Here is a 19,967-nt window from a genome sequence, read left to right as displayed (position 1 = left end):
GCGGGGGACTCTTAAAGGGCGGAAGCGGAGGCGAGGTCCTGGCGCTCGAGGGCGAGCGGTGCGGGTCCGGTCAATTTTACCCGTTCATGGGCGGCCAGCGACAGGGTGGCGCCGAGTACATTCGGGCGGATTGGCAGTTCGCCGGCATCCAGGTCCAGCAGGCAGACCAGAGTGACGCTGGCCGGGCGGCCATAATCGAACAGTTCGTTGAGCGCGGCGCGCACCGTGCGGCCGCTCATCAGTACGTCATCCACCAGCACCAGGTGCTGGCCTTCGACCTCGAACGGCAGCTCGGACGGGCGCACTTGCGGGTGCAGGCCGTTCTGGCTGAAGTCGTCGCGGTAGAACGAGACGTCCAGGGTGCCCATGGGGCTGGTGTCGCCCATGGCTTCCTGCAGGGCCTGGGCAACCCAGACGCCGCCGGTGCGGATACCGATGTAGCGCGGCTCGGTAATTGCCCGGCGGGCCAGGTGGGCGCGTAGGTCGTCAGCCATCTGCCGGATCAGCTCGGCGGGATTGGGTAGGCTCATTGCGGGCTCCTCGGAAGGGTGCGCCGGGCGCGCCCGGCGGCAAAGATGATCAGGTATTGGCCTCCAGCCATCCTTGCAGCAACAGGGCGGCGGCGATGGCATCGACCGGGTTGTCGCGGTAGCTGCCGCGCTGGCCGCCACGGGCCATGCGCTCACCCTTGGCCTCGAAGGTGGTCAGGCGTTCGTCGTGGGTGTGCACGGGCAGGTTGAAGCGGCCGTTCAGGCGGCGGGCGAACTTTTCCGCGCGGGCGCTCATTTCGCTGGGGGTGCCGTCCATGTTGAGCGGCAGGCCCACGACGATGGCGTCGGGCTTCCATTCGGCAATCAGCTTTTCCACCTGGGCCCAGTCCGGCACGCCGTTCTGGGCCTTCAGCGTGCACAGCTCGCGGGCCTGGCCGGTGACCACCTGGCCGACGGCCACACCAATCTGTTTGCTGCCGTAGTCGAACCCCAGCAGCAGGCGTAGTTCAGGGTGCAGTTCAGCCATCAGGCGTGGCCCGCCTGGCTGGTCAGCAGGTTCAGGTTGATGCCCAGGCTGGCGGCAGCGGCTTCCAGGCGCAGGTCGCTGGCCTTGCCGAAGATGATTTCCGGGTCGAACGGGCAGTTGAGCCAGGCGTTGTCGGCCAGTTCCTCTTCCAGTTGTCCGGCTTCCCAGCCGGCATAGCCCAGGGTGATCAGGCTCTGTTTCGGGCCGACTCCGGCGGCGATGGCCAATAGAATATCCTGCGACGTGGTCAGCGACAGCCCTTCCAGCGCCACGGTGGCCTGGAAGCTGCACTCGCTGCTGTGCAGCACGAAGCCACGGTCGGTCTGTACCGGGCCACCTTGGTAGATCGGCACCTGCAAGGTGCTGGCCGGAGGCATTTCGTCCGGGCGCAGCTGCTCGAGGATATCGGCCAGGTTCAGCTCCTGCGGCCGGTTTACCACCAGGCCCATGGCGCCATGGGCGTTGTGCTCGACGATGTACGTGAGGGTCTGGGCGAAGTTCGGATCGGCCATGTGCGGCATGGCGATCAGGAACTGATGCTTGAGGTAGCTCGGCGTGAGGGTTTTCATGGGGGATAGTGTGGCGCCAGGTGGCGAGGCTGACAAGGTGCGTAACGAGGCTTGCGCGTTGCCTGTGGGAGCGGGTTTACCCGCGAATGCGCCAGATCAGGCAGCGATGTCGCTTAGTCGGACGCTTTCGCGGGTAAACCCGCTCCCACAGGGACCGCGTAATACCGCAGGTCAGTTACTGGACAAACGGTCCCCACGGGCAAAGCGCCAGGTGCGGATGATTTCCAGCCGGTCGAACTCGGCCAAATCCCCGGTAAACGGCGCAAACGGCGCCGCCAGCCGAACGATGCGCTGCGCCGCCTGGTCCAGCACCGGCTGCCCGGACGACTCCAGCACCAGTACCTCATACAGCGAACCATCGCGGTTGATCGACACCATCATGCGCAGGTTGCCGTAGATCTGCTGCCGACGCGCTTCGTCGGGGTAGTTCAGGTTGCCCACCCGCTCGACCTTCTTGCGCCACTCTTCCTTGTACCAGGCGCCCTTGTCGCGCATGGTCGAGGCGGCATTGAGCCGGTGGATGCGCGGGCGCTTGGCGTACAGTTGCTGCTCGTTGGACAGCTCCGCCTCCAGGCTGGCGATCTGGCTGGACAGTTGCGAGCTGTCGAAATCTGGGGCGGGCGCAGCCGGCTTGGGCTGCGGCTTGCTTTCCTTGGGCTTGGGCTCGACCTTCTGCGCCTTCGGGGCGGTGGTCACTACCGCCGACTTCTGCGGAGTTGGCGGTGGCACCACCTCGGGCCTGGCCGCAGGTGGCGGGGTGATCTTGTTGATCTTGCTGTCCTGGAACGGTGCCAGCTCGGTGGTCTTGGGCACCGCTTTCTTGTCCAGGGTGCCGCTGCCCTGCTGGTTGTCCTGGGCCTGGAAGTCGGCCTTCTCCGGCGCCTTCTCGCTCTTGAAGGTGGCCAGGGTGATGTCCATGGTGTGGCGGATTTCGGCAGGCTTGACCACGCTGAAGCCGACACCGAGGATCAGCGCCAGGTGCACCAGGGCAGCCAGGAACAGGGTAAAGCCGAGCCGGTCCACCGGGCGAACACGGGGAGGCAGCAGGTCGGCGGGGATGTCAGCGGGCAGCGTCATCGGGTTTCCAGCAACCGCAGGGCGGGGTAGCAGGCCAGGCTAAAAGAACCCGCATCATACCCCACTCTGGGTTGTAGCCGTGCGTCGGCGGTCAGCGCGCCTTCAGCTGGCGATCAATGGCATCCATCAATTGCCCGCCGATGTCGGTGTTGTAGGCGGCATCGATCTCGCGGATGCAAGTGGGGCTGGTGACGTTGATTTCGGTGAGGTAGTCGCCGATCACATCAAGGCCCACGAACATCAGGCCCTTCTCGCGCAGGGTCGGGCCGACCTGGGCGGCGATCCAGCGGTCGCGGTCGGTCAGCGGGCGTGCCTCGCCACGGCCGCCGGCGGCCAGGTTGCCACGGGTCTCGCCGCTGGCCGGGATACGCGCCAGGCAGTAGTCCACCGGTTCGCCGTCGATCATCAGGATGCGCTTGTCGCCGTCGACGATCTGCGGCAGGTACTCCTGCGCCATGATCTGCTGGTTGCCATGCTGGGTCAGGGTTTCCAGGATCACCGACAGGTTCGGGTCGTTCTTGCGGTGGCGGAACACCGAGGCGCCGCCCATGCCGTCCAGCGGCTTGAGGATTACGTCACCACGGCTGTTGGCGAACTCGCGCAGGATGTCGACACGGCGGCTGACCAGGGTCGGCGCCATGCACTGCGGGAGCTGGGTGGCGAACAGCTTTTCGTTGCAGTCGCGCAGGCTCTGCGGGCGGTTGACCACCAGCACGCCTTCGCGTTCGGCCTGCTCCAGCAGGTAGGTGCTGTAGACGAACTCCATGTCGAAGGGCGGGTCCTTGCGCATCAGGACCACATCCAGCTCGGCCAGCGCACTGTCCTGCTCCTCGCCCAGCTCGAACCAGCGGGCCGGGTCGGCGAACACTTTCAGCGGGCGCATCTGTGCACGGGCCTGGCCGGCGCCCAGGTACATATCGCGCTGCTCCATGTAGAACAGGCTCCAGCCGCGTGCCTGGGCGGCCAGCAGCATGGCCAGCGAGCTGTCCTTCTTGTAGGAGATGGACGCGATGGGGTCCATGACAATGCCGAGGCGAACGCTCATGGGGTGGTTCCTCTTGGCGGCAGGTGGCCGCGATGGATCGAAAGAAAAGTGGCTCAGGGTGGCGCCGTGAACGCCGCCGGTCAAGGGGCGCCGCAGATGGAACGGCCACCCGGAGTGTGCTAAAAATGCCAGGCATAGCGCTATACAACAGGCCTTTGGGGCTGCTGCGCAGCCCTATCGCGACGCAAGGCCGCTCCTACAGGAGATCGCGGTCCCTTGTAGGAGCGGCCTTGTGTCGCGATAGGGGCGCGAAGCGGCCCCGGGAATTCGGCATAAGCAGCGATGGTAGCCCAAGAGATGGAACAACCCCTGAAGGTGATGGTGATCGACGATTCGCGCACGATCCGCCGCACCGCGCAGATGTTGCTCGGTGAAGCGGGCTGCGAGGTGATCACCGCCAGCGATGGCTTCGATGCCCTGGCCAAGATCGTCGACCACCAGCCCAGCATCATCTTTGTCGATGTGTTGATGCCGCGCCTGGACGGCTACCAGACCTGCGCGGTGATCAAGCACAACAGTGCCTTCAAGGACACCCCAGTCATTCTGCTGTCGTCCCGTGACGGCCTGTTCGACAAGGCCCGCGGCCGGGTGGTCGGTTCCGACCAGTTCCTGACCAAACCGTTCAGCAAGGAAGAACTGCTCGACGCGATCCGCGCCCACGTGCCCGGTTTTGCCGCAGCCCGACAACACGCACCCTGACCGCGCCCCGCCATGGCACGGTCTTTCTTTCCTGATGGGGAAACAGCATGGCCCGAGTTCTGATTGTCGACGACTCGCCGACAGAGATGTACCGATTGACCGAATGGCTGGAAAAGCACGGCTACCAGGTGCTCAAGGCCAGCAACGGTGCCGATGGCGTGGCCCTGGCCCGGCAGGACAAGCCCGACGCGGTGCTGATGGACATCGTCATGCCCGGCATGAACGGCTTCCAGGCTACCCGCCAGCTCAGCAAGGACCCGGAAACCAGCGCCATCCCGGTGATCGTGGTCACCACCAAGGACCAGGAAACCGACCGTATCTGGGCCAAGCGCCAGGGCGCTCGTGACTTCCTGACCAAACCGGTGGAAGAGGACGCGTTGATCGCCAAGCTCAAAGAGGTGCTTGGGGCTTGACCACCCGCCCGCAGGGCGCGTCGCTGACCGCCTTCGAGTTGTTGCTGGACATCGACCGGCGCTGCCGCCTGCTGGTCGCCGACCAGCCGCCGCAGGACATCCGCCTGCAACAGTGGAGCGGCATCGGCTTTCGCATTGCCGGGCAATGGTTCGTCGCGCCCATGGGCGAGGTGGCCGAGGTGCTGCGCGAGCCGCGCAGCAGCCGCGTCCCCGGCGTGCAGCCATGGGTGTGCGGGGTAGCCAACCTGCGCGGCCGGTTGTTGCCGGTGATGGACCTGAGCAGCTTCTTCGGCCTGGGCCACGCCGCCCCTGGCAAGCAGCGGCGGGTGCTGGTGCTGGACCGCGAGGACCTGTTCGTCGGCCTGCTGGTGGACGAGGTGCTGGGCCTGCAGCACTTTGCCCTGGACAGCCTGCAACTGTCGCCACCACAACCCCTGATTCGCGCCGCTGCCCCCTTCGTGCAGGGGCACTTCCCGCGTGAACGCAACTGGGCGATCTTCAGCCCCTTCGCCCTTGCCCAGGCGCCGGGCTTTCTCGATGTGGCGTTATAGGACCTGCGAACGTGAACAAGCCTGCCACCCCCGTCACCAGCGTGACCCCGCGTACCCGCAGCATCGCGCAGATCACCGTGCTGTTCCTGATCCTGATCCTGTCGATCATCCTGCTGTTCGCCAACTTTGCCTACCTGAACACCCAGTCCAACTACGACAAGCAGTACATCGGCCACGCCGGTGAACTGCGGGTGCTGTCGCAGCGCATCGCCAAGAACGCCACCGAAGCCGCCACCGGCAAGGCCCTGGCCTTCAAGCTGCTATCGGACGCGCGCAACGATTTCGAACGGCGTTGGGGCTACTTGCGTGAAGGTGACAAGTCCACCGGCCTGCCACCTGCGCCGCCCACGGTGCGTGACGAGATGGAAGCGGTACGCCGCGACTGGGAAAACCTGCGCAAGAACACCGACACCATCCTGGCCAGCGAGCAGACCGTGCTGTCGCTGCACCAGGTGGCGGCGACCCTGGCCGAGACCGTGCCGCAGTTGCAGGTGGAATACGAGAAAGTGGTCGAGATCCTGCTGCAGAGCGGTGCCCCGGCCAACCAGGTGGCGGTAGCCCAGCGCCAGCTGCTGCTGGCCGAACGCATTCTCGGCTCGGTCAACACAGTGCTGGCCGGTGACGATGCCGCGGCCCAGGCGGCCGACGCCTTTGGCCGCGATGCCGGGCGCTTCGGCCAGGTACTCGAGGGCATGCTCAGTGGCAACGCGGCGATCCAGGTGACCCGCGTAGAGGACGCCGATGCCCGCGCGCGTCTGGCTGAAATTGCCGAGCTGTTCCAGTTCGTTGCAGGCTCGGTGGATGAAATCCTCGAAACATCGCCAGAACTGTTCCGCGTGCGGGAGGCGGCGGGCAACATCTTCAGCCTGTCGCAAACCCTGCTCGACGAGGCCTCGCACCTGGCCAACGGTTTCGAGAACCTGGCCGGCGGGCGCACGCTCGACACCGTCGGCGGTTATGCCCTGGGCCTTCTGGCGCTGGCTTCGATCATCCTCATCGGCCTGGTCATGGTACGCACCACCAACCGCCAGCTGCGCGAGACGGCGGAAAAGAACGAACGCAACCAGCAGGCGATCATGCGCCTGCTCGACGAAATCGAAGAGCTGGCTGACGGCGACCTGACCGTGACCGTATCGGTGACCGAGGACTTCACCGGCGCCATTGCCGATTCGATCAACTATTCCGTGGACCAATTGCGCGACCTGGTCGCCACCATCAACCACAGCGCCGTGCAGGTCGCTGCTGCCGTGCAGGACACACAGAACACCGCACGCCAGCTGGCCAAGGCCTCCGAGCACCAGGCCGAACAGATCAGCGAGGCATCCGAGGCGGTCGGCGACATGGTCGAATCGATCGACCGGGTTTCGGCGCATGCCTACGAGTCGGCCAAGGTGGCCGAGCGCTCCGTGGCAATCGCCAACAAGGGCAACGAGGTGGTGCACAACACCATCAACGGCATGGACAACATTCGCGAACAGATCCAGGACACTGCCAAACGGATCAAGCGCCTCGGTGAGTCTTCCCAGGAAATCGGCGATATCGTCAGCCTGATCGACGACATTGCCGACCAGACCAACATCCTGGCCCTCAACGCGGCGATTCAGGCTTCGCTGGCTGGCGAGGCCGGCCGTGGGTTCGCCGTGGTCGCCGACGAAGTGCAGCGCCTGGCCGAACGTTCGTCGTCGGCCACCCGGCAGATCGAGGCGCTGGTGCGCACCATCCAGGCCGACACCAACGAGGCGGTGATCTCCATGGAGCAGACCACCGCCGAGGTAGTGCGCGGTGCCCGCCTGGCCCAGGATGCCGGGGTGGCGCTGGCCGAGATCGAAGGCGTATCGCAGAACCTCGCCGACCTTATCCACAGCATCTCCGATGCCGCCCAGCTGCAGACTTCGTCTGCCGGGCAGATCTCCCACACCATGGCGGTCATCCAGCAGATTACCGCGCAGACCTCTGCCGGCTCCAGCGCCACTGCCGACAGTATCCGCCACCTGGCGCGCATGGCCAGCGAGATGCGCCGTTCGGTGTCCGGGTTCACCCTGCCGCCACCAGCAGAGCCCAAATGATGAGCTCAACTGATGAGCTCAACTGAAAAGCCGCGCCGAGGAGTGCCCATGGCTGTAGCAGCTGTAAGCCCCGAGCGCCACGACACAGTGGCGCTGGCCTGGACCAAGGCCGCCATCCTCGACTGCCTGGGCCAGGCGCGCCAGGCGCTGGAGCGCTTTGCCGGCGAGCCTGGCGACCTGTCGATGCTGGCATTCGTGGTCGACAATCTGCACCAGGTGCACGGTTGCCTGCGCATGCTCGAACTGCGCGGGGCCACGCGCCTGGCCGAAGAACTGGAGCTGTTCGCCAAGGCCCTGGCCGATGGCCAGGTCAGCCCCCGCGGTGATTGCCTGGGCGCATTGTTCCGTGGCCTGGAGCAACTGCCGTCGTATCTGGAGCGCCTGCGCGGCGCTCGCCACGACCTGCCATTGGTGATGCTGCCGCTGCTCAACCAGCTGCGGGCCTGCCGTGGCGAGGAGCCATTGGCGCAGGCCAGCCTGATCAGCGGCGCCACCCAACGCTTTGCCGGTGCCGACGACCTGGCCAACCTCGACCTGTCGCTGGGCAACTGGCGCGAGCAGCTGCAGGCAGGGCCCGGACGCGATGCCCTGCGCTCGGTGGTAACTGCGCTGTGCGACGACCTGGTGCGCATCAAGGAGCGCCTGGACCAGTTCGTGCGCGGCGATCGCCAGCACAGCGAGCAGCTCGATGCCCTGCTGGCACCCCTGCGCCACGTGGCCGACACCCTGGCAGTGCTGGGCTTCCAGCAGCCACGCCGGGTGATCATCGACCAGGTGCTGGCGCTGCAGGCCCTGGCCCAGGGCGAGCGGGCGGTGGACGACGCGGTGTTGATGGATGTAGCAGGAGCCCTGCTGTATGTGGAGGCCACGCTCAATGGCATGGTCGGCCCGCTGGAGGAAAACGGCCAGGGCGGCCTGCCGGGCTCGGACCTGGCCGAAATCCGCCAACTGGTGTTGAACGAATCGCTGAACGTGCTGCAGCAGGCCAAGGATCTGATCGGCGATTGCCTGGAGTCCGGCTGGCCGCGACAACGCCTGCAACCCTTGCCAGGGCTGTTGCAACAGATTCGCGGTGCGCTAGCGATGTTGATGCTACCGGCGGTGGCCGAGCTGTTTGCCGGTTGCGCCAGCTATGTGCAGCGCTGGCTGCAGCATCTGGATGTAGAACCGCCAGCCGACGAGCTGACGCACCTGGCCGAGGCCCTGAGCGCTGCCGAATGCTACCTGCAATGGCGTGTGGCGGACCCATTGGCGGATGGCCAGCCCTTCATCGACATGGCGCGCGCCAGCCTGGCGACGCTGGGTGTGCACTGCGCGCTGGTCGAGGCCACCGTAGGCCACGATGGCAGCGCTGATGGCATTGATGACGAGCTGCGCGAAGTGTTTCTCGACGAGGCTGGTGAACTGCTGCCGGAAATCGAGCGCCATTGGTTGCGCTGGCGTGCCGACAACCAGCAGCGCGAGGCACTGGCAGAAGTGCGCCGCGCCTTGCATACGCTCAAGGGCAGCGGGCGCATGGTACATGCCGAGGCGGTGGCCGAGCTGGCCTGGGGCGCCGAGCACCTGTTGAACCGGGTACTCGAGGGCCGCAGCGTGCTCAGCCCGGAAGGCGTAGTGGCCCTGCAGCAGGTGTTCGTTCACCTGCCCGACCTGCTGGCCGATTTTGCCGCAGGCCAGTTGCCGCAGCTGACGGAAATCGAGCAACTGGCCGGGCACCTGCATGCCCTGGCCGAAAACGATGCCCCGGTGGCGGCCGACATCGACGGCCTCGACCCGCAATTGCTGGATATTTTTCGCAGCGAGGCGCAGGGCCACCTGGCCAGCCTGGATGCTTTTCTGCAGGGCACCGACGGCCACGATACGCAGGTCAGCGATGGCCTGCAGCGCGCCCTTCACACGCTCAAGGGCAGTGCCGCCATGGCCGGGGTGATGCCAGTCGCCGAACTGGCCACCGCCTTCGACCGCCTGGCACGTGAATACAAGGGCCACCAACTGCCCCTGCAAATGGCCGAGATCGAATGGCTGGAAGCTGCGCGCTCGCTGTTCCACCTGGGCCTGGCGCAACTCGACAGCACACCGCTGGCGGCCATCCCCGGTGCCGCAGAGCTGATCGAGCAGGTCGGCCAGGCGGTGGATGGGCACCTGGCCAGCTTGCATGGCGACCCGCAGCATGCGCGGCGTAGCAAGCGCGACCCGCAATTGACTGCCAGTTTCCTGGCCCAGGCCATGGATATCCTGCTGGAAGCCGAGTCGTTGCTGTCACGCTGGCAGGAGCAGCCCGGCCAGCGCGATGCGCTGGAAACCCTGCTCGACGAACTGACATCCCTGGGCCACGCCGCACACCTGGCCGACCTGTGGCAGATGGACGACGTGTGCGAGGCCTTGCTCGACCTGTACGGCGCCGTTGAGGAGGGCAGTCTGCCCGCTGATGCACGCTTCTTCGCCCATGTGCAGCGGGCCCATGAGGCCCTGCTCGACATGCTCGACGAAGTGGCGGCTGGGCAGGACATCCCGCCGAGGGCAGAGCTGGTCGACAGCCTGCGCAACCTGCTGGGCCAGGCCCTGGCACCGGAGGCCACTGGCCTGGTGGGCATCGACACGGTCACGCCGCTGCACCCGGACATGGACCTGGCCGATACCCTTGGCCTGGGGCAGGCGCACAACCCTTTGCTGCCGCCTGTGGCCGAGCCGCTGACCGAAGAGCCGGAAAGCCCTGGCGAAGAGCTGCTGGACGTCTTTCTGGAAGAAAGCTCGGACATCGTCGAGAGTGCCGCCGCAGCCCTGGCGCGCTGGCAGGCCGACCCGCGCAGCAGCGTCGAAGTGGACAACCTGATGCGCGACCTGCACACCCTCAAGGGCGTGGCGCGCATGGTCGAAATCGCACCGATCGGCGACCTGGCCCACGAACTGGAGTTCCTCTACGAGCTGCTGGCCGCTGGCCGTATGCCGCCGAGCGCACCACTGTTCGCCTTGCTGCAGAACTGCCATGACCGCCTGGCGCACATGCTCGATGCTGTGCGTCTGCGGCAACCGCTGCATGCCGCCACCGCGCTGATCGACTACATCCGCAACTTCAGCTTCTCGGCCCTGGCCGACAGCGCCGCCGGCCAGGGGCCGGTCGAGGCCGCGATCAGTGAGGCGCCTGCGGCAGCTCCCGAGCGGGCGCCAGGCGACATGGTCAAGGTCGATGCCGAGTTGCTCGACGACCTGGGCAACCTGGCCGGTGAGCACTCGGTCATCCGTGGGCGCATCGAGCAACAGGTCAACGATGCGCAGTTCACCCTCAACGAGATGGAAACCACCCTCGAGCGCATGCGCGACCAGTTGCTGCGCCTGGATATCGAGACCCAAGGGCGGATCTCCAGCCGGCAGCAGTTCGAAGGCGATGCCTATGACGACTTCGACCCGCTGGAAATGGACCGCCACTCGCAGCTGCAGCAGCTGTCGCGGGCCCTGTTCGAGTCGGCCTCGGACTTGCTCGACCTCAAGGAAACCCTGGCACAGCGGGCCCAGGAGGCCTACAGCCTGTTGCAGCAGCAGGCGCGGGTGAACAGCCAGTTGCAGGAAGGCCTGACCGCTACCCTGATGGTGCCCTTCGAGCGCCTGGTACCGCGCTTGCAGCGTGTGGTGCGGCAGGTGGCCAGCGAGCTGGGCAAGCAAGTGGAGCTGGTGGTCGGCAATGCCGAGGGCGAACTGGACCGTAGCGTGCTCGAACGTATGGTGGCGCCGCTGGAGCACATGCTGCGCAACGCTGTTGACCATGGCCTGGAAAGCCGCGAAATGCGCCTGGCCGCCGGCAAGCCGGAGCAGGGCACCATCCACCTGAATCTGTTGCACGAAGGCGCCGACATCGTTATCGAAATGACCGACGACGGTGCCGGGGTGCCACTGGAAGCGGTGCGCCGCAAGGCCATCAAGCGCGGCCTGCTGGACCCGCAGGCGCAATTGAGCGATCACGAGATCCTCCAGTTCATCCTGCGCCCGGGCTTTTCCACGGCCGAGAAGATCACCCAGATTTCCGGGCGCGGCCTGGGCATGGATGTGGTGCACGAGGAGGTCAAGCAGCTGGGCGGCTCGATGAGTATCGAATCGGCCCAAGGCAAGGGCGCGCGCTTCCTGATCCGCCTGCCGTTTACCGTGTCGGTCAACCGTGCGCTGATGGTGCACCTGGGCGAAGAGCAGTACGCCATTCCGCTGAACACCATCGAGGGTATCGTCCGCGTGCCGCCGGCCGAACTGGCAGCGTGCTACCAGCTGGACGCCCCACGTTATGTGTACGCCGGCCACGAATACGAGCTGCGCTACTTGGGTGAGCTGCTCCAAGGTATGCCGCGCCCGGCATTGCTCGGGCAGAGCGTTCCGCTGCCGGTGCTGCTGGTGCATTCTCAGGAGCAGTCGTTCGCCATCCAGGCCGACAGCCTGTCGCCCAGCCGCGAGATCGTGGTGAAGAGCCTGGGGCCGCAGTTTGCCGCGGTTGCCGGGTTGTCGGGGGCGACGTTGCTGGGCGATGGCCGGGTGGTGCTGATTCTCGACCTGCTGGGCCAGTTGCGTGGCCAGCAGCGGCGCCTGGCGCGCCTGCCGGGCGGCGACGCGGCCCGGCGCCAGGTGTTCGGCCCGGCGCCACGGCGGGCGTTGCTGGTAATGGTAGTGGATGACTCGGTGACCGTGCGCAAAGTCACCAGCCGCCTGCTGGAACGCCATGGCATGAGCGTGCTGACGGCCAAGGACGGAGTCGATGCCATGGCCCTGCTGGAAGAACATCGCCCCGACGTGTTGCTGCTGGATATCGAGATGCCACGCATGGACGGCTTCGAGGTGGCCACACGCATCCGCCGTGACGAGCGGCTGAAAGACTTGCCGATCATCATGATTACCTCGCGCACCGGGCAGAAGCACCGCGACCGTGCCATGGCCATCGGCGTCAACGAATACTTGGGCAAGCCGTACCAGGAGTCGATCCTGTTGCAGAGCATTGCCCATTGGAGCCAGACCCATGCTTGAATTGATCGCCGGCCAGCGCAGCAGCCTGACCGGGCTTTTGCTGCCGTTGGGCGACCGTACCCTGGTGTTGCCCAACGTGGCGGTGGCTGAACTGAGTGGCCAGCGCAACCTGGTGTGCCAGCGCGGCGAGCCGGCCTGGCATCTGGGCTGGATCGACTGGCGCCAGCAGCGCCTGCCGCTGATCGGCTTCGAAGCCGCATGTGGTGGCGAGACACCCTGCGGCGAGCGGGCTCGCGTGGTGGTGCTCAATGCCCTGGGCGATACCGGCCTGCGCTACCTGGCGTTGTTGCTGCAGGACATACCGCGCTCGTGCAAGCTCGACAGCCAGCTGAACTACGTGGATGTGGCGCTGGGCCGGCTGGAGCTGGCGGCGGTGCAGGTAGGTGAACAGGTGGCACGGGTGCCCGACCTGGTGGGGCTGGAGCGGCTGGTGCGTGACGCGCAATTGCAACCTGAGGTTGGGTAGGATGTAAGCCATAGGGCCTCTTCGCGGGTGAACCCGCTCCCACAGATACGGCACCGTCCTCAGGCTTTTTGGGATCCCTGTGGGAGCGGGTTCACCCGCGAAGAGGCCGGAACAGAAGGACGCAGGAACCCAGCCCACCTCAGGAGGTCTGTGTTTGCATGTACTACGGTGAACGCTTCAATGCCTGGACCCACCTGGTCGGTGCCGTCCTGGCCTGTATCGGTGCCATCTGGCTGATCGTGGCTGCGGGCCTGCAGGGCGACCCGTGGAAGATCGTCAGTTTCTCCATCTACGGCAGCACCTTGCTGTTGCTGTACAGCATTTCTACCCTGTACCACAGCACTCGCGGGCGGGCGAAGGTGATCATGCGCAAGCTCGATCACCTGTCGATATACCTGCTGATTGCTGGCAGCTACACGCCGTTCTGCCTGGTCAGCCTGCGCGGGCCCTGGGGCTGGAGCCTGTTCGGGGTGGTCTGGGGGCTGGCGGTGATCGGCATGCTGCAGGAAATCAAGCCGCGCTCCGAGGCGCGCATCCTGTCGATCATCATCTATGCAGTGATGGGCTGGATCGTGCTGGTGGCGGTCAAGCCATTGCTGCATTCACTCGGCAGCGCCGGCTTTGCCTGGCTGGCTGCCGGCGGGGTGTTCTACACCGTCGGCATCATCTTCTTCGCCTTCGACAGCCGCTTCCGCCACTGGCATGGCATCTGGCACTTGTTCGTGATTGCCGGCAGCCTCATGCACTTCGTGGCGGTGTCGTTGTACGTGCGCTAGTTAAAAGTCGCCCCACAGTTGCTGTGCCACCGACAGTGCCACCACCGGTGCGGTTTCGGTGCGCAGCACGCGTGGGCCCAGGCGTGCTGCGTGAAAACCCGCAGCCTTGGCCTGGTCGACCTCCGCCTCGCTCAGCCCGCCTTCGGGGCCGATCAGGAAGGCCAGGGTGGCAGGCTTGGCATGGCTGGTGAGCGGTTCGGCCACTGGGTGCAGGACCAGTTTCAGGTCGGCCTTGGCGCCGTTCAGCCATTCGGCCAAAGTCACCGGTGGGTGGATGACCGGCAAGGTCGAGCGGCCGCATTGTTCGCAGGCACTGATGGCCACCTGGCGCCAGTGGGCCAGGCGTTTGTCGGCGCGTTCGTCCTTCAGCCGCACTTCGCAGCGTTCGCTGACGATCGGGGTGATTTCGTTGGCGCCCAGCTCGGTGGCTTTCTGGATCGCCCAGTCCATGCGCTCGCCACGGGACAGGCCTTGGCCGAGGTGCACGTGCAGTGGTGAGTCGGCTTGGCCGGCGAGGGCCTGGTCGAGGCTGACGCGGACGGTTTTCTTGCCCACTTCGAGCAACTGGCCGCGGTATTCCTGGCCGCTGCCGTCGAACAGCTGCACGGCATCGCCAGGGGCCATGCGCAGTACGCGGCCGATGTAGTGGGCCTGGGCTTCGGGCAGATCGTGCTCGCCAAGGCTCAGGGGGGCGTCGATGAAGAAGCGGGACAGTCTCATGGTTGAGCTCAAGCTAAAGGTAGAAGGTGGTCCCTGTGGGAGCGGGTTCACCCGCGAATGCGGCGGTGACTCCACTATTGCATTCGCGGGTGAACCCGCTCCCACAGAGTACGCGGCGGGCTTTCGGGCTTAGCCCGGGTCACGGAAGTCGGGGTGGAAGTTGGCCGGTACGGCCACGCTGACGCTATCACGGGTGGCAATGTCGATGCCTTCGCTGGCCACTTCTGCCAAAAAGTCGATCTGCTCTGGCGTAATCACATAAGGCGGCAGGAAGTACACCACGCTGCCCAGCGGCCGCAACAGGGCGCCACGAGTCAGGGCATGTTCGAACACTTTCAGGCCACGACGCTCCTGCCATGGGTAGGCGACCTTGCCGGCCTTGTCCTGGACCATCTCGATGGCCAGGGCCATGCCGGTCTGGCGAATCTCGGCCACATGTGCGTGGTCGGCCAGGTGCGCGGTGGCGCTGGCCATGCGTGTGGCCAAGGCCTTGTTGGCCTCGATCACGTTGTCCTGCTCGAAGATGTCCAGGGTCGCCAGCGCCGCGGCGCAGGCCAGCGGGTTGCCGGTGTAGCTGTGCGAGTGGAGGAACGCGCGCAGGGTCGGGTAATCGTCGTAGAACGCCTGGTACACCTTGTCGGTGGTCAGGCAGGCGGCCAGTGGCAGGTAACCGCCGGTCAGGGCCTTGGACAGGCACAGGAAGTCGGGGCGGATGCCGGCCTGTTCGCAGGCGAACATGGTGCCGGTGCGGCCGAAGCCCACGGCGATCTCGTCGTGGATCAGGTGCACGTCGTAGCGGTCGCAGGCCTCGCGCAGCAGCTTGAGGTACACCGGATGGTACATGCGCATGCCGCCAGCACCCTGGATCAGCGGCTCGACGATTACCGCACTGATCGAGGCGTGGTGCTCGGCCAAGGTCTGCTCCATGGCCTGGAACATATTGCGCGAGTGCTCTTCCCAGCTCATGCCTGCGGGCCGCAGGTAGCAGTCGGGGCTGGGCACCTTGAGGGTGTCGAGCAGCAGCGCCTTGTAGGTTTCGGTGAACAGCGGCACATCGCCGACCGACATGGCAGCGATGGTTTCGCCGTGGTAGCTGTTGGTCAGGGTGACGAAGCGCTTCTTGCCCGGCTTGCCGACGTTCTGCCAGTAGTGGAAGCTCATCTTCAGCGCCACTTCGATGCACGACGAACCGTTGTCGGCATAGAACACCCGGTCGAGGCCGGCGGGGGTCATGGCTACAAGACGCTCGGACAGCTCGATCACCGGCTGGTGGCTGAAACCGGCCAGGATCACGTGCTCCAGCTGGTCGACCTGGTCCTTGATGCGCTGGTTGATGCGCGGGTTGGCGTGGCCAAACACGTTGACCCACCAGCTGCTCACCGCATCCAGGTAGCGCTTGCCTTCGAAGTCTTCCAGCCACACGCCTTCGCCGCGCCTGATCGGGATCAGCGGCAGCTGCTCGTGGTCTTTCATCTGGGTGCAGGGGTGCCACAGGACCTTGAGGTCGCGTTGCATCCACTGATCATTGAGGCCCATGGGCACTTCTCCTGGCTTTGCGGCTTGGTTCGACCGCGTAAGCCTAAGCAATGCCGCAGGGCAGGACAACCGCCGCTGTTCATCGGGTTGCCAGCTTCGCTTGCCACCGTTCGAATTCGCCGCAGGTAAAAATGTCAGTGGCGAAAAGGACTTGATGTCACTGCGCTGGCAGGGGCGGCGGACCTGACGTATTCTTAACGCATCTCTCCCGGGGCATTCCTGCCTCTCCCCGTTTCTGTAACCCCCTGACTCGGAGTTCGCCGACATGGCTGCTGCTTGGGTGCGCCTGTGCGCGTTGGTATTGATTGGTGTGTCCAGCGGCGCCGCGCTGGCAAAGGACAAGACGCCTTCGGCGATCGTCGTGGGTGGCGGCCTGGCGGGCCTGACGGCCGCCTACGAGCTGCAGAGCAAAGGCTGGCAGGTAACGCTGCTGGAAGCCAAGCCAGGCATGGGCGGGCGCTCGGGCCTGGCCACCAGCGAGTGGATCGGCAACGCGAAGGCGCAGCCGGTGCTCAACCAGTACCTCGACCGTTTCAAACTTGAAACACTGCCGGCACCGGAGTTCGTGCGTACCCCCGGTTACCTGATCGATGGCGAGTATTTCAGTGCCACCGACCTGGCCACCAAGCAGCCGGCCACCGCCGAGGCGCTCAAGCGTTACGAGAAAACCCTCGATGACCTGGCCCGTTCGATCGACGACCCACTGAAACCGCAAGCCAACAGCACGCTGTTTGCCCTTGACCAGATCAACGTCTCCACCTGGCTGGACAAGCTGCAACTGCCGTCCACCGCCCGTCAGCTGGTCAACCAGCAGATCCGTACCCGCTACGATGAGCCATCGCGTCTGTCGCTGTTGTACTTTGCCCAGCAGAACCGCGTGTATCGCGGTGTCAGCGACCGTGACCTGCGTGCCGCGCGCCTGCCCGGCGGCAGCCCGGTACTGGCCCAGGCATTCGTCAAGCAACTGAAGACCATCAAGACCAGTTCGCCGGTGACCTCCATCGTCCAGGACAAGGACGGTGTCACGGTCAAGGTTGGCAGCGTCGGCTACCAGGCGGATTACCTGGTCATGGCCGTCCCTCTGCGTGCCCTGGCCAAGATCCAGATGACCCCGGGCCTGGACAGCCAGCACCTGGCGGCGTTGAAAGGCACCAACTATGGCTGGCGCGACCAGCTGATGCTCAAGTTCAAGAAGCCGGTGTGGGAAAGCCGTGCGCGCATGTCGGGCGAAATCTTCAGTAACGCTGGTTTGGGCATGCTGTGGATCGAGCCTGCGCTCAAGGGTGGGGCCAACGTGGTGATCAACCTGTCGGGTGACAACGCCCGTCTACTGCAGGCGTTCGGCGACAAGCAGATGGTCGACCAGGTGCTGATCCGCCTGCATGCGTTTTACCCGCAGGCGCGTGGCTCGTTCACCGGCTACGAGGTCAAGCGCTACAGCACCGACGCCGGCACCGGTGGCGCCTACCTGGCCTATGGCCCGGGCCAGATCAGTAAGTACTGGCGCCTGTGGGAGCGCCCGGTGCAGCGCATCACCTTTGCCGGTGAGCATACCGACGCCCTCTACCCAGGCACCCTGGAAGGCGCCCTTCGCAGCGGCCAGCGCGCGGCCAGCCAGGTACAGGACCTGCTGGCCGGCAAATCGTTCGACCCGGCCAAGGCGGCACCGGTGGCGGCAGCAGCAGCTGCAGGTGCCGTGGCGGCCAAGGAGGGCAAGGGTGGGTTCTTCTCCAATATGTTTGGCGGCTCTGACGACAAGGGCGACAAGGCTGACAAGGCCCCTGCCAAGGCCGAGCCGAAAAAGGATGATGAGGCCAGGCAGGACAAGCCGGGCTTCTTCAAGCGCCTGTTTGGCGGGGCGGACAAGCCTGAGGTGAAGGCCGAGCCGATTGCCAAGGCTGAAGAGGTGGCGCCGGTACCTGCGCCAGCGCCACAAGCCGCCCCGGCCCCGGTTGCACCAGCACCTGTGGCCAAGGAAGCGGTGGCCAAGCCTGCTGCGACCAAGGCTGCATCTGGCAAGCATGCCCCGGCGCACAAACCGGCCCAAAAGCCTGCCGAGGCCAAGAAGGCAACTGCCAAGTCCGAGCCGGCCAAGAAAGCCGTAGCCAATACCCAAGCCAAGGCCGGTTGATTTATTCACAGTGCCGGCCCTTTCGCGGGTAAACCCGCTCCCACAGGTCCGGCACAGGTAGCAGGAACTGCGCCGACCCTGTGGGAGTGGGTTTACCCGCGAAGGGGCCGGCATTGGCAACCGCGAACGCTCCGTCTATCGTTAATGTTTCCTTAATGGCAAGGTTACAGAATACATATCGGATTTCTCGATAATCCAAAGCAATTTTTTCCGCTTTTCTTCGATACGTTACGCGTTAGTCTGTGCACAGCTTTCACGGGGAAACACGTCAACATGCAACTGCGCAATTCACCTTCTCGCTACGGCGTGGTCAGCATCGTCCTGCACTGGGGCGTGGCTCTGGCAGTGTTCGGCCTGTTCGGCCTGGGCCTGTGGATGGTCGGCCTCGACTACTACAGCCCTTGGCGCAAGGCCGGCCCGGACCTGCACAAGAGCATCGGCCTGGTGCTGCTGGCGGTGATGCTGCTGCGGGTGGTCTGGCGCTTCATCAGCCCGCCGCCACCGGCACCGGCCAACCACGGCGCATTCACCCGCCTGGCAGCCAAGTTGGGCCACCTGGCCCTGTACGTGGGGCTGTTCGCGGTAATGATCGCCGGTTACCTGATTTCCACCGCCGACGGTGTCGGCATTCCGGTGTTCGGCCTGTTCGAAGTGCCGGCACTGGTCAGCGACCTGCCCGACCAGGCAGACCTGGCAGGCGTGATTCATCTCTGGCTGGCATGGGGCTTGGTGATTTTTGCCGTGCTGCATGGCCTGGCAGCGCTCAAGCACCATTTCATCGACCGTGACGCGACCCTGACCCGCATGCTGGGCCGCAAAGCTTGACTCTCAACCTCAATTGCATAGGAAGGAAGTAAGGATGTTGAAAAAGACTTTTGCCGCTCTGGCGCTCGGTACCGCTCTGCTCTCCGCTGGCCAGGCCATGGCTGCCGAGTACAAGATCGACAAGGAAGGCCAGCACGCGTTCGTTGACTGGAAGATCAGCCACCTGGGCTACAGCTTCATTCACGGTACCTTCAAGGACTTCGACGGCAACTTCACCTGGGACAGTGCCAAGCCTGAAGCCAGCAAGATCAACGTCGATCTGAAAACCGCCAGCCTGTGGTCGAACCACGCCGAGCGTGACAAGCACATTGCCAGCGCCGACTTCCTCGATGTGAAGAAGTACCCGGAAGCGAAGTTCGTCTCCACTAGCGTCAAGTCGACTGGCGACAAGACCGCTGACGTGACTGGCGACCTGACCATGCACGGTGTGACCAAGCCGGTTACCTTCAAGGCTACCTTCAACGGTGAAGGCAAGGACCCATGGGGCGGTGAGCGCGCTGGCTTCAACGCAACCACCACGCTGAACCTGAACGACTTCGGCATCAAGGGCCCAGGCGCTACTTCGCAGACCCTGGACCTGGATATCAGTGTTGAAGGTGTGAAGCAGAAGTAATTCTTACCTGCTGAAAACTGAGAGGGCCGCTTTGCGGCCCTATCGCGACACAAGGCCGCTCCTACAGGGAATTACGTAACCCTGTAGATACTCTGTTGGCGGTCAAGCTTTTCTGAGGTGTTCAGAGCTGAAAAGCTTGGCCGTATCAAATGGCTCATTCCCGCGCATGCATGCCCAGATGCCTGTCAGGTACTTGCGCATGACCGCAGCGATAGCCTGCATTTTCTTCTTGCCCCTGTTGACCAACGACTCGTAAAAAGCCTTCGCATAAGGGTCGCAGCGCACTGCGGTCAAGGCAGGCATGTACATGGCTGCCCGTAGATAAGCATTCCCACTTTTGCCGAGTCTGCCGGGCTTATCAATGCTCGTTCCCGATTGGGTCTGTCGAACATCGAGACCCGCGTGGCGAGCTACCTGCGAGGACTTGAGTATTTGAGGAAGGATGGTCAGTTCAGCCAATGC

At 64.8% G+C, this 19,967-nt stretch carries 18 protein-coding genes; 10 read left to right on the top strand and 8 right to left on the bottom strand.

Annotated features, from left to right (window positions below; genetic code table 11):
• Positions 1 to 11 precede the first annotated feature (11 nt).
• The 5 genes from pyrR to gshB form a co-directional block, all read right to left on the bottom strand.
• Positions 12 to 530 (bottom strand): bifunctional pyr operon transcriptional regulator/uracil phosphoribosyltransferase PyrR, encoded by a 519-nt coding sequence (gene pyrR / locus J5M58_RS22200; RefSeq protein ID WP_063912001.1) that lies wholly within the window; start codon positions 528 to 530, stop codon positions 12 to 14.
• Between the two features lie 49 nt (positions 531 to 579).
• Complete coding sequence (ruvX, locus tag J5M58_RS22195; RefSeq protein ID WP_013974530.1) at positions 580 to 1,017, bottom strand: Holliday junction resolvase RuvX; 438 nt, start codon at positions 1,015 to 1,017, stop codon at positions 580 to 582.
• The gene (locus J5M58_RS22190; protein ID WP_112249525.1) at positions 1,017 to 1,586 is read right to left on the bottom strand and encodes a YqgE/AlgH family protein; all 570 of its coding nucleotides are present in this window, start codon (positions 1,584 to 1,586) and stop codon (positions 1,017 to 1,019) included. The genes ruvX and J5M58_RS22190 overlap by 1 nt, the downstream gene beginning before the upstream one ends.
• 171 nt (positions 1,587 to 1,757) lie before the next feature.
• The gene (locus J5M58_RS22185; protein WP_207879638.1) at positions 1,758 to 2,663 is read right to left on the bottom strand and encodes an energy transducer TonB; all 906 of its coding nucleotides are present in this window, start codon (positions 2,661 to 2,663) and stop codon (positions 1,758 to 1,760) included.
• Between the two features lie 91 nt (positions 2,664 to 2,754).
• On the bottom strand, positions 2,755 to 3,708 hold the full coding sequence (gene gshB, locus J5M58_RS22180) for a glutathione synthase (RefSeq protein WP_207879636.1): 954 nt from the start codon (positions 3,706 to 3,708) through the stop codon (positions 2,755 to 2,757).
• A 297-nt stretch (positions 3,709 to 4,005) separates the two neighbouring features.
• Here gshB and J5M58_RS22175 point away from each other — a divergent pair, with 297 nt between their 5' ends.
• From J5M58_RS22175 to J5M58_RS22145, 7 genes are all read left to right on the top strand, one after another.
• Entirely contained in the window at positions 4,006 to 4,407 is a 402-nt protein-coding gene (locus J5M58_RS22175) for a PleD family two-component system response regulator (RefSeq protein WP_112249519.1), read from the top strand.
• Between the two features lie 47 nt (positions 4,408 to 4,454).
• Complete coding sequence (gene pilH / locus J5M58_RS22170) at positions 4,455 to 4,820, top strand: twitching motility response regulator PilH (protein WP_112249517.1); 366 nt, start codon at positions 4,455 to 4,457, stop codon at positions 4,818 to 4,820.
• Positions 4,817 to 5,371, top strand: coding sequence for a chemotaxis protein CheW (locus J5M58_RS22165; RefSeq protein WP_112249515.1), 555 nt, complete (start codon positions 4,817 to 4,819; stop codon positions 5,369 to 5,371). The genes pilH and J5M58_RS22165 overlap by 4 nt, the downstream gene beginning before the upstream one ends.
• 41 nt (positions 5,372 to 5,412) lie before the next feature.
• Positions 5,413 to 7,437 (top strand): methyl-accepting chemotaxis protein, encoded by a 2,025-nt coding sequence (locus tag J5M58_RS22160; protein ID WP_235874656.1) that lies wholly within the window; start codon positions 5,413 to 5,415, stop codon positions 7,435 to 7,437.
• Positions 7,438 to 7,485: 48 nt separating this feature from the next.
• A complete protein-coding gene (locus J5M58_RS22155; RefSeq protein WP_207879633.1) occupies positions 7,486 to 12,438 on the top strand; it encodes an Hpt domain-containing protein in 4,953 nt (1,650 codons plus the stop codon).
• The gene (locus J5M58_RS22150; protein ID WP_112249509.1) at positions 12,431 to 12,904 is read left to right on the top strand and encodes a chemotaxis protein CheW; all 474 of its coding nucleotides are present in this window, start codon (positions 12,431 to 12,433) and stop codon (positions 12,902 to 12,904) included. The genes J5M58_RS22155 and J5M58_RS22150 overlap by 8 nt, the downstream gene beginning before the upstream one ends.
• Before the next feature lie 158 nt (positions 12,905 to 13,062).
• Positions 13,063 to 13,680, top strand: a complete 618-nt coding sequence (locus J5M58_RS22145) for a hemolysin III family protein (RefSeq protein WP_112249507.1) — start codon at positions 13,063 to 13,065, stop codon at positions 13,678 to 13,680.
• On the opposite strand, the gene J5M58_RS22140 is transcribed toward J5M58_RS22145, so the two are convergent.
• Together J5M58_RS22140 and J5M58_RS22135 are read right to left on the bottom strand one after the other, a co-directional pair.
• Positions 13,681 to 14,400, bottom strand: coding sequence for a 16S rRNA (uracil(1498)-N(3))-methyltransferase (locus tag J5M58_RS22140; RefSeq protein WP_207879622.1), 720 nt, complete (start codon positions 14,398 to 14,400; stop codon positions 13,681 to 13,683). It lies immediately after the preceding gene.
• Positions 14,401 to 14,529: 129 nt separating this feature from the next.
• Positions 14,530 to 15,936, bottom strand: coding sequence for an adenosylmethionine--8-amino-7-oxononanoate transaminase (locus J5M58_RS22135; protein ID WP_207879620.1), 1,407 nt, complete (start codon positions 15,934 to 15,936; stop codon positions 14,530 to 14,532).
• A gap of 265 nt (positions 15,937 to 16,201) precedes the next feature.
• On the opposite strand from J5M58_RS22135, the gene J5M58_RS22130 reads away from it, so the two are divergent.
• From J5M58_RS22130 to J5M58_RS22120, 3 genes are all read left to right on the top strand, one after another.
• The gene (locus J5M58_RS22130) at positions 16,202 to 18,067 is read left to right on the top strand and encodes a flavin monoamine oxidase family protein (RefSeq protein ID WP_207879619.1); all 1,866 of its coding nucleotides are present in this window, start codon (positions 16,202 to 16,204) and stop codon (positions 18,065 to 18,067) included.
• 273 nt (positions 18,068 to 18,340) lie between these two features.
• Complete coding sequence (locus J5M58_RS22125; protein WP_133975897.1) at positions 18,341 to 18,892, top strand: cytochrome b; 552 nt, start codon at positions 18,341 to 18,343, stop codon at positions 18,890 to 18,892.
• Between the two features lie 34 nt (positions 18,893 to 18,926).
• Positions 18,927 to 19,505, top strand: a complete 579-nt coding sequence (locus tag J5M58_RS22120; protein ID WP_025340897.1) for a YceI family protein — start codon at positions 18,927 to 18,929, stop codon at positions 19,503 to 19,505.
• 102 nt (positions 19,506 to 19,607) lie between these two features.
• On the opposite strand, the gene J5M58_RS22115 is transcribed toward J5M58_RS22120, so the two are convergent.
• Positions 19,608 to 19,967, bottom strand: a 360-nt coding sequence (locus J5M58_RS22115; RefSeq protein ID WP_207879617.1) for a transposase, incomplete at its 5' end; no start/stop codon positions are given.

Source organism: Pseudomonas sp. 32_A (assembly GCF_017490905.1).
In the GTDB taxonomy this organism is placed as follows: Bacteria; Pseudomonadota; Gammaproteobacteria; order Pseudomonadales; family Pseudomonadaceae; genus Aquipseudomonas; species Aquipseudomonas inefficax.
This window is presented reverse-complemented; position numbering and strand designations above follow the sequence as displayed.

Excerpts from the sequence above, each read along its gene's own strand:
- pyrR (WP_063912001.1), bottom strand. The coding sequence starts at position 530 with ATGAGCCTACCCAATCCCGCCGAGCTGATCCGGCAGATGGCTGACGAC.
- ruvX (WP_013974530.1), bottom strand. The coding sequence starts at position 1,017 with ATGGCTGAACTGCACCCTGAACTACGCCTGCTGCTGGGGTTCGACTAC.
- J5M58_RS22190 (WP_112249525.1), bottom strand. The coding sequence starts at position 1,586 with ATGAAAACCCTCACGCCGAGCTACCTCAAGCATCAGTTCCTGATCGCC.
- J5M58_RS22185 (WP_207879638.1), bottom strand. The coding sequence starts at position 2,663 with ATGACGCTGCCCGCTGACATCCCCGCCGACCTGCTGCCTCCCCGTGTT.
- gshB (WP_207879636.1), bottom strand. The coding sequence starts at position 3,708 with ATGAGCGTTCGCCTCGGCATTGTCATGGACCCCATCGCGTCCATCTCC.
- J5M58_RS22175 (WP_112249519.1), top strand. The coding sequence starts at position 4,006 with ATGGAACAACCCCTGAAGGTGATGGTGATCGACGATTCGCGCACGATC.
- pilH (WP_112249517.1), top strand. The coding sequence starts at position 4,455 with ATGGCCCGAGTTCTGATTGTCGACGACTCGCCGACAGAGATGTACCGA.
- J5M58_RS22155 (WP_207879633.1), top strand. The coding sequence starts at position 7,486 with ATGGCTGTAGCAGCTGTAAGCCCCGAGCGCCACGACACAGTGGCGCTG.
- J5M58_RS22150 (WP_112249509.1), top strand. The coding sequence starts at position 12,431 with ATGCTTGAATTGATCGCCGGCCAGCGCAGCAGCCTGACCGGGCTTTTG.
- J5M58_RS22145 (WP_112249507.1), top strand. The coding sequence starts at position 13,063 with ATGTACTACGGTGAACGCTTCAATGCCTGGACCCACCTGGTCGGTGCC.
- J5M58_RS22140 (WP_207879622.1), bottom strand. The coding sequence starts at position 14,400 with ATGAGACTGTCCCGCTTCTTCATCGACGCCCCCCTGAGCCTTGGCGAG.
- J5M58_RS22135 (WP_207879620.1), bottom strand. The coding sequence starts at position 15,936 with ATGGGCCTCAATGATCAGTGGATGCAACGCGACCTCAAGGTCCTGTGG.
- J5M58_RS22130 (WP_207879619.1), top strand. The coding sequence starts at position 16,202 with ATGGCTGCTGCTTGGGTGCGCCTGTGCGCGTTGGTATTGATTGGTGTG.
- J5M58_RS22125 (WP_133975897.1), top strand. The coding sequence starts at position 18,341 with ATGCAACTGCGCAATTCACCTTCTCGCTACGGCGTGGTCAGCATCGTC.
- J5M58_RS22120 (WP_025340897.1), top strand. The coding sequence starts at position 18,927 with ATGTTGAAAAAGACTTTTGCCGCTCTGGCGCTCGGTACCGCTCTGCTC.